The organism is Riemerella anatipestifer, assembly GCF_009663465.1.
Taxonomy (GTDB): domain Bacteria; phylum Bacteroidota; class Bacteroidia; order Flavobacteriales; family Weeksellaceae; genus Riemerella; species Riemerella anatipestifer_C.
The window spans coordinates 18,224-31,935 of the sequence record NZ_QXHU01000009.1 but is presented as its reverse complement, the minus strand read 5'-3'; the positions used below and the strand labels follow the sequence as shown (position 1 = coordinate 31,935).

Here is a 13,712-nt window from a genome sequence, read left to right as displayed (position 1 = left end):
AAATTTAATTGACATAATACATTTATTTTATGGGTTATACTTTAGTTGATTTATCTTATATATAAGGAGGGGTTACCCTCTTGGGTTCTTAAGCTGACCACTTAGTTATCCTTAATGCAGCGGATGCTGAAGCCGGAATGAGCTCTTGATTCATCGTTTATCTGTACAGTGAAGACAGAACCATCTGTCGAAGCATTATGGAATATAAACCCTATTCTACCACTATTCAATTTACTACTACTCCACATCCATGTAAAATTCGCCACATTGACTAAATGTCCAAAATCTGGAGCTCGGTTACCACTTGCTGGCAGGCGTAGCCCCGTCTCGGCAAACATAATAGAATAATTATTACCAATTGCATTAGCCAATGCTTCTTGCTCTTGTCGTGTAGGCACATGATACCCCTCAGGACAAGGGTTATTAGAACCATTCGCCTGCCATAAATTATAAGGACCTGAGGCATTGGCATAACCTTCAACCCATGAATAACTAATGTATGAGCTTGATGGAAGTATAAGCTTATTCATTCCTGCATTGGTCCAAGAAGGAGATTGGCCAAATACAGTAGCATATTTAGGCGTACCACTGGTAGAAGAGGTCCAAGTGATAAGTTCGTGCCCATCCGGCTTTCTCTGCCACTGGAAGAGCGAACCATACGCCCGCCAGTCTTTTCTAATCTGTTCGGGAGTCGGATTAGAAAGCGGTAAAGCAGTGGTAGTATTCGTATAATCCAAAGCCCCTGCTTGATGCCTTAGGTTAAACCAAGGCGAGCCTACACGAGCGTACTCCGCCCCCAAGTTGTTATTCAGCCAAGTCCTACCATCTGGACCTTGAATAGGTAAATAAACGAACTGATGCTCTTTTTCTGTAGATGCCCAAGGCGAAGGACTACCCATATCTGACAAACATTGCTGTGTGGTCTTACCAAAACATCTATCTGGGATACCCCCAATCCCCACTAATTTCAATTCATAATTGGTTCCGTTAATGCTATATGGAATGGTGGCAATGTCGTACTGCTCGCCTGGAGCCTTTTTAGTTACATTATACACTCCATCGCCGTCCACCGTAAGCGTTGCCACCAAGTCGCCACTCACCAAAAAATTCCCCGACGGAATGCTAAGGCTTATCGTATTCATATCGCCGCCTTGTCCCGGAGCCGTTGCCGTAGGCGTTGCCACCGCCGCATTATAAGAGCCCGAGCCGCCCGTGTATGGGATTTTAACCGTCATTCCGTTGGTGATTTTCCCTTGAAGTTCGGTACCATTGTAGGTTAAAGACACCACATATTCTGTCTTAGGCGAGGTAATGGAGGCAGAACCTAGACCTACGGTGATGGATTGGTCAGCTTGGGCGCCGAGTTTGCTAAAGTTAGCCGTCAAAGTGCCTGTGGCTGGTGTTCCACTCATCGTATAAGTTAATAATGCCGATTCTCCAGAATTTAAGTTAATAAAGTTTCCAGAGGTACAAAGATTCACGCTTCCCGTCGGCGTGGAGCCATTGAGCTTCTGCCACTGGCAGTTTTCCATCGTAATCATTGCACTGCCATTCTGAAAACTTACCGCATCGGCAAAAGACGAGCTAACATTAGAAAACGAGTTGTTTTCTAACTTAAATTTGGCTTTATTGGCACTGGTAAATGCCACACCACCCACATAAGAGCCTTCAAACCCTGCTGCCTTTACCGCTACCGACTGGGTCTGGTTGCTCCCCGGCATACAAGTCCACTGGTGAACCCCCGAAACCACACCTTGGTAAATTTCTATACAGCTTTTGTCGGTATTGTAAATCATCGTGCCTACTTCGGCAGTCCCCGAAAATTTCAAACGCTCCTCCGAGGTAAATCGAGGGAATAGCACGCCTTGCGGCTGGGTGTTGGGGATATGGGTATTTTTCTTCACCTCTAAGGTGGCTTTGGGGTCGTTGGTATTGATGCCCACTTGTGCCTGTAATGCCATCGGCAGAAACATCGCACAGAATAAAATCTTTTTCATAATGTTAAAGTTTATAGATGTTAAGTTGTTAAATTGTTAAGTTGTTAAATTGTGAAGTTGTAAAAAAGTTTAAAGTTCAAGGAGCTGAAGCTGTTCAAGGTTCTATGTTTAAGGTTTAAGGGATAGGTACGCTTATTCAACCTTGAATATTTGAACTTTAAACTTTGAACTATTGAACCCTTACCCCTTGAATATTTGAACTTTAAACCTTGAACTCTTGAACCAATGAGAAAACGCCTTTCCCCTCTAAACACACACAAAACGAGAGGAAAGGCTAAGACAGAGAGAATAGAGTATCCTCTCTGTACGCTAGAAGCCCCTAACCCAAACCACCCATTCAGCTGATGAAAAAGACGGACTTCTAGCAGGTATTTATGAAAACAAAACTTAGCGTATGCCAAACGCCAAATGCCCCCAACGGAAGCTAGAGGAAAATTATTTATGATTGATGATAAAAATTTAGATAAAAAGTAGTATAATACGCGTATGCGTGTAGCTCTTCTGTGTGTGTGTGTGTGTGTGTGTGTGTGTGTTTACACAATTATTTGGAACTACCAAATTTTTGTGTAAGTTTTTTTCACTTTTTTGTATGTAGCTGGTATTGCGTGTCATAAAAACTATGGCAAACATATCACCTTTCGCGGAAGTATGCAAGTTTTTAGAGACAATTCTCTTATTTTTTTCAAAATAAGGCAAACAAAAATCACCCTCTCGTGCTGGAGAAGGTGATTGTATTTTTTAGTTTGAGAAACTCGCTAACTCTTGTTTTTTGCTATTGTAAACCCTGTATTCTAAATATTTGAAAGAGTCTCTCGGGATAATAGTTACCCACTTTTTGTACTTTAAGTACCATTTGGTCTGTATACTCATAAGACCTTTGGTAAGGTAAGCCTCCACAAACGGATGGGTGTGCAGATAAAGCCTTCCTTTTTCTTTTTGCATAAGCCCTTTTAGGACTTCTGCCATTTTCTCTACAATGACTACTGGTGCTAAAATTTCACCGTCTTTGTTTGGGTTTTCTTCCTTGGTTTCTATCACCGTTTCAGAACGAACCCTTTGCCTTGTAATCTGTATCAATCCAAATTTACTAGGCGGCAAAATTTTATGTTTTGCCTTATCTCGTTTCATTTCATTTTTAAGATGCTCGTAAAGCTCTCTACGATGCTCGGCATCTCTCATATCTATGAAATCTACTACTATAATGCCTCCCATATCTCTAAGCCTCAACTGTCTTGCAATCTCTGTAGCTGCCATTCTGTTCACATTAAAGGCGTGCTCTTTATTGGCTTGGCTTCCTGCGGTTATATTGTTACCAGAATTTACATCTATTACATGTAGTGCTTCTGTATGTTCTATAACCAAATAGGCTCCTTTGGAGCTAGGGATATTAACATGCTTACCAAAGCTCTGCTTAAGCTGTTTTTCTACATTATAGTATTCTAATAGTGGGATATGATGGTCATAAAACTCCACTATATTTTTTCTCTCTGGTGCAATTACCTCTAGGTAATTTTTCATTTCTTGCACCATATCCTCATCATCACAGATGATGCTTACAAAATCTGCATTAAAATTATCCCTTAGGATAGCAGACGCTTTTTCTTCCTCACTTAGGATTTTAGAAGGTACTTTGCCTCGTTGTATATTCTTAAAACAAGTCTCCCACTTCTGAACCAACTGGTTCATATCATTATGGAGCTCGGCTACTTTTTTACCCTCCGCTACGGTTCTTATAATTACACCGAAACCTTCTGGCCTGATGCTTTCTATAAGCGTTCTTAGGCGTTCTCTCTCCGCCGAGTCTTTAATTTTCTTTGATACCGAAACTTTTTGGTCAAATGGTATCAATACTAAAAAACGCCCCGTAAGAGAAACTTGGGTAGAAATTCTAGCTCCTTTGGTAGAGATAGGCTCTTTGGTAACTTGTAGCAAAACTACATCGTCCTTAGCCAAAACGCTATCTACCATACCGTTTTTATCCAACGCTTTTTCTATAGGAAAGTTCTTTAGACTTGAGTCGTTTTTCCGTTTAGATAAAGTTTCGTTGAGAAATTTACGATAGGTAAGATACTGCGGTCCTAAATCCTGATAATGCAAAAAGGCATCTTTATCGTAGCCTATATTTACAAAAGCGGCATTAAGGTTAGGGGCTAGCTTTTTAATCTTTCCGAGGAAAATATCTCCTACGACAAAATCGCTCTCTTGTTCTTGTTCGTGTAGCTCAAATAAGCGTCCGTCTTCTATCAATGCAATCTTAGAAGCACCGCCTTCGTTAGATATTAGCAGTTCTTTTTTCATTCTAAAATTATATTAGATAGTTAAACAAAAATATAGTTGATGTATTTTACCTTGATAAAACATCAACTATATTATATTTAATAAGAGATTATGACTTATTTCTTCTTCTTGTGTCTGTTTTGTCTTCTTCTCTTCTTTCTCTTGTGAGTTGCTACCTTGTGTCTTTTTCTTTTCTTTCCGCTAGGCATAGTTTATATTTTTTATGTTAATAAATAAATTGAATTTAATCCTTTACTGGAACTTTAGTTTTTACTCTTTCTGCAAAAGATTTAGATGGTTTAAACGCTGGAATATTATGTGCAGGAATTTCTATCGCTGTATTTTTAGAGATATTTCTTCCTGTTTTAGCAGCACGAGTCTTAATAATGAAAGAGCCAAAACCTCTTAAGTAAACATTGTTACCTTCATAAAGAGAACCTCTTATCTCTTGCATAAAAGCCTCTATTACTTTCTGCGTGTCATTCTTCTCAATACCCAACTTGTTCGATATGGTATTTACCAATTCTGCTTTTGTCATTTCCTTTTTTGTTTTTATTTTTGGTGTGCAAATATATAACTTATTTTTGAAAACAAACAAACAAAACCCTGATTTTCTAAACATTGGCTTTAGAATACTCCAATGGTACAAACAAAATGCTAGAGACCTACCTTGGAGAGCGACTAAAAATCCTTATAATATATGGATTTGTGAGATTATTTTACAACAAACCCAAGTACAGCAAGGTCTTCAGCATTACCTTAATTTTGTAGCTAGATTTCCTGATGTAAAATCTTTAGCAGAAGCCGATACAGACGAAGTACTTCTCTACTGGAAAGGCTTAGGCTACTACTCTAGAGCCATCAATCTACAATATGCTGCTAGACAAATTATGCAAGATTTTGGAGGAAAATTCCCTACCGAATACCAAGACATTCTAAAACTAAAAGGTATAGGAAAATACACCGCCGCTGCCATTTGCAGTATATCATACCAGTTGCCCTACCCTGCCATAGATGGTAATTTTTACCGTGTTTTCTCTAGATTTTTCGCTGATGATTTTGACATTTCAAAATCTAATGCGTTTGATTATTTTTCAGAACTTACCAAAGACCTTATTCCTAAAGATAACCCTGGGGATTTCAACCAAGCAATTATGGACTTAGGCTCTGGCATTTGCAAACCTAAACAGCCTTCGTGTGAGCTTTGTCCTTTAAGTAAAGATTGTATCGCTTCTAATACAGGGACAATAGATAAATTCCCTGTTAAAATAAAAAAGGTAAAAACCGAAGACATAAAACTAAAATACTACTTTATCCACCACAATGATTTTTTTGTAGTAAAGAAACGCGACCGCTCTTCTATTTGGAAAAACCTTTATGATTTTCCAGAATTTTTACCTAAACATTTAGAAGAATACATCTCCAATCATAATACCGTTAAACACAAACTCACACACAAAAATTTAGAAATAGAATTTATTGCCGTTAGTGTACCCAATATTGAACTATTGGAACAACTTGCTCACGACCATAACTTCAATTTTGTGGATTATGAAAGTTCGCAACAAAAATCGTTTCCGAAGCCTTTAGAAAACTACATTGATAAAACTTTCAACAAATAGTATTTTTACCATCTTAATTGGTAAGTATTTTTTATTTTTGCACAATGTTTAAAGTTATCACACTTTCCATTATCTTGGTCTTTACTCTCATCGGATGTAAAGGCGAAACCTTACCCAAACCTAAAGGAGAACTCCGCTTAGAGTATCCTAAAGCACATTATCAACCCTTTAACAATACTTGTAGTTATACTTTTGAGTTCTCGGATTTTGCTAAAGTAACACCAGCTAAACAGAGAGAGTGCTGGTTTAACCTCAGCTATCCTAAAATGAAGGCTAATGTGTTTTTAACCTACTTCCCTATAAAAAACGACTTTCAACTACACGTAAAGGAAGCTGAAAAAATGGTTTACGAACACACTATAAAAGCCAGTGCCATAGAAACCAAATCTTTTAGCTATCCCGAGAAAAGAGTATTTGGCAACTTTTACGAACTAAAGGGCGAGTCTGCATCTAACATTCAGTTTTTTATCACAGATAGCACTCACCATTTTATAACAGGGAATTTATATTTTAACTCTCGCCCCAAACCAGATTCTCTTGCCCCTGCGGTAGAATACATAAAAACAGATATACTCCACTTGATAGAAACCTTCCAGTGGAAGAAATAATTATAAAAATTCAAACAGAAAAACAATGAAACTTTTAGCTGTAGGAACTGTTGCTTTTGATGCCATAGAAACCCCTTTTGGAAAAACCGACAAAACACTAGGTGGTGCTGCTACTTATATAGGGTTAGCCGCTTCTGTAATGGAAGCTAGTGTAGGGCTTGTTTCTGTGGTAGGAGGAGATTTCCCTCAAGAAGAATTAGATATGATGGTGCGTAAAAACATCAATATTGATGGGATAGAAATTATCCCTAACGGAAAAACCTTCTTTTGGTCAGGGAAATACCACAGCGACTTAAATGTTAGAGATACCGTATCCACAGAGCTGAATGTTCTCGAAAACTTTGACCCCAAAATCCCAGAAAAAGTTCAAGAGGCAGAAGTATTACTATTAGGAAACCTGCACCCCGCGGTACAAATGTCAGTTCTTAACAAAATGAAAAAACGCCCCAAGCTCGTTATCCTGGACACTATGAACTTTTGGATGAAGCATACTTGGGATTTATTGTTAGACATTATTTCTAAAATAGACATCATTTGTATTAACGACGAAGAGGCTAGGCAACTTTCTGGAGAATATTCACTAGTAAAAGCCGCTCAAAAAATCCGAAAAATGGGACCTCAATTTGTCATCATTAAGAAAGGAGAACACGGAGCTTTACTCTTTGATAAAAACCAGATTTTTGCAATTCCTGCTTTGCCTTTAGAAGATGTGTTTGACCCTACAGGTGCAGGAGATTCTTTTGCGGGAGGTTTTGCAGCCCACCTTGCCAAAACCCAAGATTACAGTTTTGAAAATATGAAAACCGCTCTAATGATGGGCTCTGCTATTGCTTCTTTTACGGTAGAGAAATTCGGTACAGAAAGACTTGCCAATATATCAGAAACTATGCTTAAAGAACGAATACAAGAATTTAAAAAACTAACTGCCTTTGAAGTGAAACTTTAAATATAGCTACAAATTTTAAGAAATAATTATAATAAAATATTAAGAGTTATTGTTTAATAATTCTATTTTTGCAACCTAAGTTTTAAATTTAACTAGATATGAACTATAAACATAAAATCACTTTCCTACTAAGTTTTTTCATCACATTACTTTCGTTTAACGCTTATGCACAGCTTAAACCTGGTAGTTTAGTGGACGGGATAGCCGCAGTAATAGGCAACGAGATAGTTTTAGAGTCTGACATAGAACAGCAAGAAAATTATGCCCGTCAGCAAGGAGTACAAACAACTAATAGATGTGAGTTCCTAGAAAAAGTATTAAGCAATAAGCTACTCATCTACGAAGCAAAGAAAGATACCTTAATAGAAAATCACTCTGAAGCTATTAAGCAACAAGCAGAAGCCAAGTATAACGAACTTTTAGCACAATTCCCGTCAGAAAAGGAGCTTCTAGCAGCTTACAAATTCAGAAATTCATTTGAAATGAAGTCTGCAATAGAGCAAATTGATACTGACCAATATTACGGACAAGCTAAATATCAAAGAATTACTAGCGGAGTTAACATCACTCCAAACGAAGTTACCGACTTCTACAACATCTATAAAGGGCAACTTCCTATGGTAAAGGACGAAATTTCGTTAGCAAAGATTACCATTCACCCTAAACTAACAAAGGAACACCAACAAAAATTAATTGATAAACTTAACCAAATTAAGAAAGACATAGAAGGCGGTGAAAGTTTTGAAAAAATGGCAAGGATATATTCCGAAGACCCAGGGTCTGCTGCTACGGGAGGACTATATAAAAACATCGCAAAGGGAGCTATGGTAAAAGCTTTTGAAGCTGCTGCTCTCAATTTACAGGAAGGCGAACTTTCCAAACCTATAGAATCCGAGTTTGGGTATCACCTTATACAGCTTGTTAAGAAAAGTGGTAAATTCTACGATGCCAGACATATACTACTAAAAGCAGAACCTAACGCTGAAGAAATAGCAACTGCCAAAAAAGAACTCAACGATATCAAAAAACAAATAGAAGAAGGTAAACTTACCTTTAAAGAAGCAGCTTACAAATACTCTGATGATAAGGCTACCAAATTTAATGCAGGAGTTATCTCTACACCTGGAGGTTCTGACAGATTGGAAAAACTTGACTTACCTGCTACTTACAGCTATCAGATTGTGGGTCTAAAGGTAGGAGATATTACAGATGCATTTGAAGATGTAGCCAATAGAGATAAAAAAGTGGTAAGCATTATCAAAGTTTTAGAAGAGATTCCAGCCCATACACTTGATATAGCTACAGACTATGAAAGAATAAAAAATTATGCTCTAGAACAAAAAAAGGGTAAAGTTATGGAGAAATGGATTGTTGAAAAACTACCAGATACTTTCATATCTATTGATGGGCGTTACAAATCTTGCCAATTTAATGTAGATTGGAACAAACAAGCTCTTACCAAATAAGATAAAACAAAAAACAGCTAAAACTAATTAGCTGTTTTTTTATATACTAGATTAGCCAACACAAGTGAATGAATACAATTAAAGAAATATTAAAAGAAATATCTCATAGACCTTTTGAAATACCAAAAGGGAATTGGGTATACTACCAAGAATGGAATAAGGCTTTGTTTTTACATTGGATTGTTCCATTTGAACTATTAAGAAAATATGTTCCCAACCACCTAGATTTAGATACTTTTAAAGGGAATTGCTATATTTCATTAGTTGCTTTTACGATGGAAAAAATAAGACCTAGATTTTTACCTTCCATTAAATGTATTTCAGACTTTGATGAAGTAAATCTTAGAACCTATGTTTACAATGGTAACAAAAGAGGTGTTTACTTTTTAAATATTGAAGCTGGGAAATCTGTTTCGTCATTCATCGCAAAGGTAATTTCTGGACTGCCTTACGAGAAATCAACTATCAATAGAACTGATGGATTATATAGTTCTATCAACTCCAATAAAGGCTTTAGACTACACGCTGAATATGAAATCGAAGAAACAATATCTGATAAAACAGAACTTGACAAATGGTTGACAGAACGCTATTGTTTATATCTTGACAAAGAAAATATAATCTACCGTTATGATATTCACCATAAAGAATGGGAAATAAAGAAAGTAGCTATAAATAGTTTAAATGTAAATTACAAAATCGGTGAAATTGATTTGAGCAATAGACAACCAAACCTAACACATTATTCAGAAGGTATAAAAGTTATAGCGTGGAAACGAGAGCCTGTGTACGAATAATACAATAGGTAATAAACTGACTTTAGTTGGGTGAAAGATTTGGCATAATCGTTATATAAACTTGAAAATTATATTAAATAAATACAACTAAAAAGGATTGTTCTCTAAGAACAATCCTTTTAGTTTTTTATAAACTTTGAGCTTTTTCGTAAGCCTTTGGTAAACCTTCTAGGTTTTTGCCACCTGCTGTGGCAAATCCTGGGTTACCACCACCACCGCCTTGTATCTCTTTAGCCAACTCTTTCACTATAGCTCCTGCATTATAACTATCGCCTAAATCGTCAGAAACACCTACACTTATCATTGGCTTATCATTAGCATCAGAAAGGATAACTATTACCGAAGTCGGCACCTCTTTTTTAAGCTGAAACACAATATCTTTAACCGATGCTGCATCTAGAGAAGTCATTTTCACTAATAGATTTTTACCCTCTTTAGAAACAAACTGATTTTTCCAATCTGCCGTTTCGTTTTTGGCTAACTCTTTTTTAATAGCTTCTAATTCCGATTTCAACTTCTGATTTTCCTCCAACAACTTCTCTACTGATTTCTGAACATCTTTAGTTTTTAATGCAAGAGACAGTTGAGCCATTTGCTCCTCCAACTCTTTAAAATAAGCATTCGCTTTTTCAGAAGAGATGGCCTCTATCCTACGAATACCTGCCGCAGTAGAACTTTCGGAAACAATTTTGAACAAACCTATCTCGCTTGTAGATTTAGCGTGAGTACCACCACATAATTCTTTAGAACTTCCGAACTGAATCATTCTAACATTATCTCCATACTTTTCTCCAAAAAGAGCCATTGCTCCTTTGTCTAGAGCTTCCTGTATTGGGATATTTCTGTACTCTTGTAAGCTAATATTCTCTTTAATTTTAGCATTTACTTTTTCTTCTACTAAAGCAATCTCCTCATCGGACATTTTACTAAAGTGAGAAAAATCGAATCTTAAATAATCTGCTCCCACAAAAGAACCTTTCTGCTCCACATGAGTTCCTAGAACTTCTCTAAGAGCCTCGTGTAAAAGGTGTGTGGCAGAGTGGTTGGCTTGTGTGTTTCTACGCAACCTGCTATCCACAACCGCTGTAAACTCTTTCTCTGGAGCTTGTGGTAAGTCTTTAATAAGAGAAATATTAAGGTTATTCTCCTTTTTAGTATCTAATACTTCAAACTGACCTTCCTCACTTTCTATATAACCTTTATCTCCTACTTGTCCCCCACCTTCTGCATAGAAAGGGGTTTGGTTAAACACTACTTGGTAGAATACACCATCTTTATTTTCTAATTTTCGGTATTTCGTGATGAACACCTTATGTTCTAATTGGTCATAACCTACAAAAGATTCTGTTTCGTCTTTTAAAGTAACCCAATCGTACACTTTTTGAGCCGAAGACTTTTTAGAACGCTGTTTTTGCTTCTCCATTTCCTCATCAAAGCCCTTTTCGTCCACGGTAAGTCCTTTTTCCTCTGCTATAATTCTAGACAAATCTGCAGGGAAACCATAAGTATCATACAACTCAAAAACTTCTGCTCCAGGTAAAGTCTTTTCACCTTTTTTAAGCGTTTCTTGAATAATATTTTCTAATCTTACTAAGCCGTGTTCTATAGTTTTAAGGAATGAGTTTTCCTCCTCTTTAATCACTTCTGTAACTAGTTTCTCTTGCTTTTCTATCTCTGGGAAAAATGCCCCCATCTGATTTTTAAGCACCGCTACAAGTTCATACAAGAACGCCTCTTTCATACCTAAGAAACGGTACGAGTAAGAAATGGCACGGCGTAAAATTCTTCTGATAACATAACCTGCCCCCGTGTTAGATGGTAACTGACCGTCAGCAATAGCAAAAGATACCGCACGGATATGGTCCACTACCACTCTTATTGCAATATCTTTCTCATTATCTAATAAACCTTCGTACTTCTTATGAGAAAGTTGCTCTACTTTAGCAATCAAAGGCGTGAAGACATCTGTATCATAATTAGAAGTTTTACCTTGTAGTGCCATACATAACCTTTCGAAGCCCATACCTGTATCCACGTGTTGAGCGGGAAGTTTCTCTAAGCTACCATCAGCTTTGCGGTTAAACTCCATAAATACGAGGTTCCACACTTCTACAACCTGCGGGTGGTCTTGGTTTACCAAATCTTTACCTGAAACTTTGGACTTTTCCTCCTCACTTCTTAAATCAATATGAATTTCCGAGCAAGGTCCACAAGGTCCAGATTCGCCCATTTCCCAAAAGTTATCCTTTTTATTTCCGTTAAGAATTCTATCTTCAGCAATGTAAGACTTCCAGCAGTTGTATGCCTCTTGGTCTCGCTCTAGATTTTCGGTAGCATCACCTTCAAAAATGGTAACATATAAGTTTTCCTTTGGGATTTTATAAACCTCTGTAAGTAGTTCCCACGCAAAAGCAATTGCCTCCTTTTTAAAGTAGTTTCCAAAAGACCAGTTACCTAGCATTTCAAACATTGTGTGGTGGTAGGTATCTCTCCCCACATCGTCTAAGTCGTTATGCTTCCCAGACACACGCAAACATTTCTGTGTATCTGCAATTCTAGGAGCTTTAGGTGTTTTATAGCCTAAAAAATAATCCTTAAACTGTGTCATTCCTGAATTAGAAAACATCAGTGTAGGGTCGTCTTTCAATACTATTGGTGCGGAAGGCACTATAAGGTGTTCTTTACTTTTAAAAAAATCTAAAAAAGCCTGTCTTATCTGCTGTGAAGTCATTATATATACTATCTAAATTACAATTGGTGGCAAATTTACACAAAAATCATATAAAACAGTACTATCAACCCAACTTACAATACTGAAAATTAGCCCTCTTACTTTTATTTTCATAAAACAAAATATTCTGTTATCTTTGAAACCTCACTTAAAAATATTAGATATGCCTTTTCAAAATAAATTTCCACTCCATTTACCTGGAGAAAAATTAACTGAAAACCAAAACATAAGCCTCGTTGCTGCTGATGTAAAACAGAAAAGCACTACCCTAGGCTACTATGTTTCTGAGAACGGAAAATTAGAATTAAAAGCAAAAAAAGAATACAACACCCAAGATTTTGGGCTTTTTAGTGATATTCTAAACCTTTTCTTAGAAGAGCATAGTTTAAGCAAACCCTCTAGAATTTCTATAGCAGTACCAGGACCTGTTTTAAACGGCAAATGCACTACCGAAAACCTTCCTTTTGATTTAGATGTAGAACTCATTAGAAGTAGAACCGAGGTAGAACACATTACGCTTATCAACGACTTAGAAGCAATGGCCTATGGGCTTAAAGGTACGGAAGATAAAGACTTCTGTACCCTACACAAAAACAGCAGCACTACTAAAGGTAATGTGGCTATTTTAGCTCCAGGGAGAGGTTTAGGCGAAGCGGGAATGTTTTGGGACGGAGAATGTTTACGCCCTTTCGCAACCGAAGGTGGACACTCCGAATTTTCTCCTAGAGCAGAAGACGAGCTAGAGCTTTACCGTTTTTTAAAAGCAATACACGGCATCGTAAGTTGGGAGTCGGTGTTATCTCATGAGGGATTATTCAATGTGTACCGTTTTGTAAGAGATATGAGACGCCAAGAAGAACCAGAATGGCTTACACAAAAACTAGAAAAAGGAGAACGCCACGAGGTCATCATTGATGCGGCACTCAACGGCGAAAACAGAGCTTGTGCTTTAACCGTAGAGGCGTATGTTGATTTCATTGCAAGAGAAGCGAGTAACCTAGTCCTAAAACTAAAGGCAACAGGAGGACTTATTTTAGCAGGAAGCCTTGCGGTAAAGATAGAAGCACTACTCAAAATGCCAAGTTTCTACCAAACTTTTGTGATTAGCGACAAAATGGAAAACATCTTAAAAAGCACCCCTATCTATCTTCTAAAGAATGAGAACGCCATTCTTACAGGAGCGGCTTACTACGGTGCTTTTGGGAGACACTAGAATAGATAACATCAAGTAATATAAAAGCACAGAACTTTCGTTTTGTGCTTTTTTG

General features: G+C 37.2%; 10 protein-coding genes. 6 read left to right on the top strand and 4 right to left on the bottom strand.

The window, feature by feature from the left end; all coding sequences use genetic code 11:
• Positions 1-101: 101 nt before the first annotated feature.
• From D1003_RS10510 to D1003_RS10500, 3 genes are all read right to left on the bottom strand, one after another.
• On the bottom strand, positions 102-1,997 hold the full coding sequence (locus tag D1003_RS10510; protein WP_153936952.1) for an FISUMP domain-containing protein: 1,896 nt from the start codon (positions 1,995-1,997) through the stop codon (positions 102-104).
• A 738-nt stretch (positions 1,998-2,735) separates the two neighbouring features.
• The gene (locus tag D1003_RS10505) at positions 2,736-4,295 is read right to left on the bottom strand and encodes a ribonuclease E/G (RefSeq protein WP_153936951.1); all 1,560 of its coding nucleotides are present in this window, start codon (positions 4,293-4,295) and stop codon (positions 2,736-2,738) included.
• A 223-nt stretch (positions 4,296-4,518) separates the two neighbouring features.
• Positions 4,519-4,812, bottom strand: a complete 294-nt coding sequence (locus tag D1003_RS10500; RefSeq protein ID WP_004919742.1) for an HU family DNA-binding protein — start codon at positions 4,810-4,812, stop codon at positions 4,519-4,521.
• Between the two features lie 46 nt (positions 4,813-4,858).
• On the opposite strand from D1003_RS10500, the gene mutY reads away from it, so the two are divergent.
• The 5 genes from mutY to D1003_RS10475 all read left to right on the top strand — a co-directional run bounded on the left by mutY (position 4,859) and on the right by D1003_RS10475 (position 9,713).
• The gene (gene mutY, locus D1003_RS10495; protein WP_153936950.1) at positions 4,859-5,896 is read left to right on the top strand and encodes an A/G-specific adenine glycosylase; all 1,038 of its coding nucleotides are present in this window, start codon (positions 4,859-4,861) and stop codon (positions 5,894-5,896) included.
• A gap of 44 nt (positions 5,897-5,940) precedes the next feature.
• Complete coding sequence (gene gldD / locus D1003_RS10490; RefSeq protein WP_014937387.1) at positions 5,941-6,504, top strand: gliding motility lipoprotein GldD; 564 nt, start codon at positions 5,941-5,943, stop codon at positions 6,502-6,504.
• Positions 6,505-6,529: 25 nt separating this feature from the next.
• Positions 6,530-7,450 carry a PfkB family carbohydrate kinase gene (locus D1003_RS10485; protein ID WP_153936949.1) on the top strand — a complete coding sequence of 307 codons (921 nt, stop codon included), beginning with the start codon at positions 6,530-6,532 and terminating at the stop codon, positions 7,448-7,450.
• Positions 7,451-7,548: 98 nt separating this feature from the next.
• The gene (locus D1003_RS10480; RefSeq protein WP_153936948.1) at positions 7,549-8,916 is read left to right on the top strand and encodes a peptidylprolyl isomerase; all 1,368 of its coding nucleotides are present in this window, start codon (positions 7,549-7,551) and stop codon (positions 8,914-8,916) included.
• Positions 8,917-8,984: 68 nt separating this feature from the next.
• Positions 8,985-9,713, top strand: coding sequence for a YqjF family protein (locus D1003_RS10475; RefSeq protein WP_153936947.1), 729 nt, complete (start codon positions 8,985-8,987; stop codon positions 9,711-9,713).
• A 127-nt stretch (positions 9,714-9,840) separates the two neighbouring features.
• Here D1003_RS10475 and alaS read toward each other — a convergent pair whose 3' ends face one another.
• Positions 9,841-12,444 (bottom strand): alanine--tRNA ligase, encoded by a 2,604-nt coding sequence (gene alaS, locus D1003_RS10470; protein ID WP_153936946.1) that lies wholly within the window; start codon positions 12,442-12,444, stop codon positions 9,841-9,843.
• Positions 12,445-12,607: 163 nt separating this feature from the next.
• Here alaS and D1003_RS10465 point away from each other — a divergent pair, with 163 nt between their 5' ends.
• Entirely contained in the window at positions 12,608-13,657 is a 1,050-nt protein-coding gene (locus D1003_RS10465) for a glucokinase (protein WP_153936945.1), read from the top strand.
• Positions 13,658-13,712 lie beyond the last annotated feature (55 nt).

Coding starts and splice junctions, on each gene's coding strand:
- D1003_RS10480 (WP_153936948.1), top strand. CDS start 7,549: ATGAACTATAAACATAAAATCACTTTCCTACTAAGTTTTTTCATCACA.
- D1003_RS10505 (WP_153936951.1), bottom strand. CDS start 4,295: ATGAAAAAAGAACTGCTAATATCTAACGAAGGCGGTGCTTCTAAGATT.
- alaS (WP_153936946.1), bottom strand. CDS start 12,444: ATGACTTCACAGCAGATAAGACAGGCTTTTTTAGATTTTTTTAAAAGT.
- D1003_RS10500 (WP_004919742.1), bottom strand. CDS start 4,812: ATGACAAAAGCAGAATTGGTAAATACCATATCGAACAAGTTGGGTATT.
- D1003_RS10485 (WP_153936949.1), top strand. CDS start 6,530: ATGAAACTTTTAGCTGTAGGAACTGTTGCTTTTGATGCCATAGAAACC.
- gldD (WP_014937387.1), top strand. CDS start 5,941: ATGTTTAAAGTTATCACACTTTCCATTATCTTGGTCTTTACTCTCATC.
- D1003_RS10475 (WP_153936947.1), top strand. CDS start 8,985: ATGAATACAATTAAAGAAATATTAAAAGAAATATCTCATAGACCTTTT.
- D1003_RS10510 (WP_153936952.1), bottom strand. CDS start 1,997: ATGAAAAAGATTTTATTCTGTGCGATGTTTCTGCCGATGGCATTACAG.
- D1003_RS10465 (WP_153936945.1), top strand. CDS start 12,608: ATGCCTTTTCAAAATAAATTTCCACTCCATTTACCTGGAGAAAAATTA.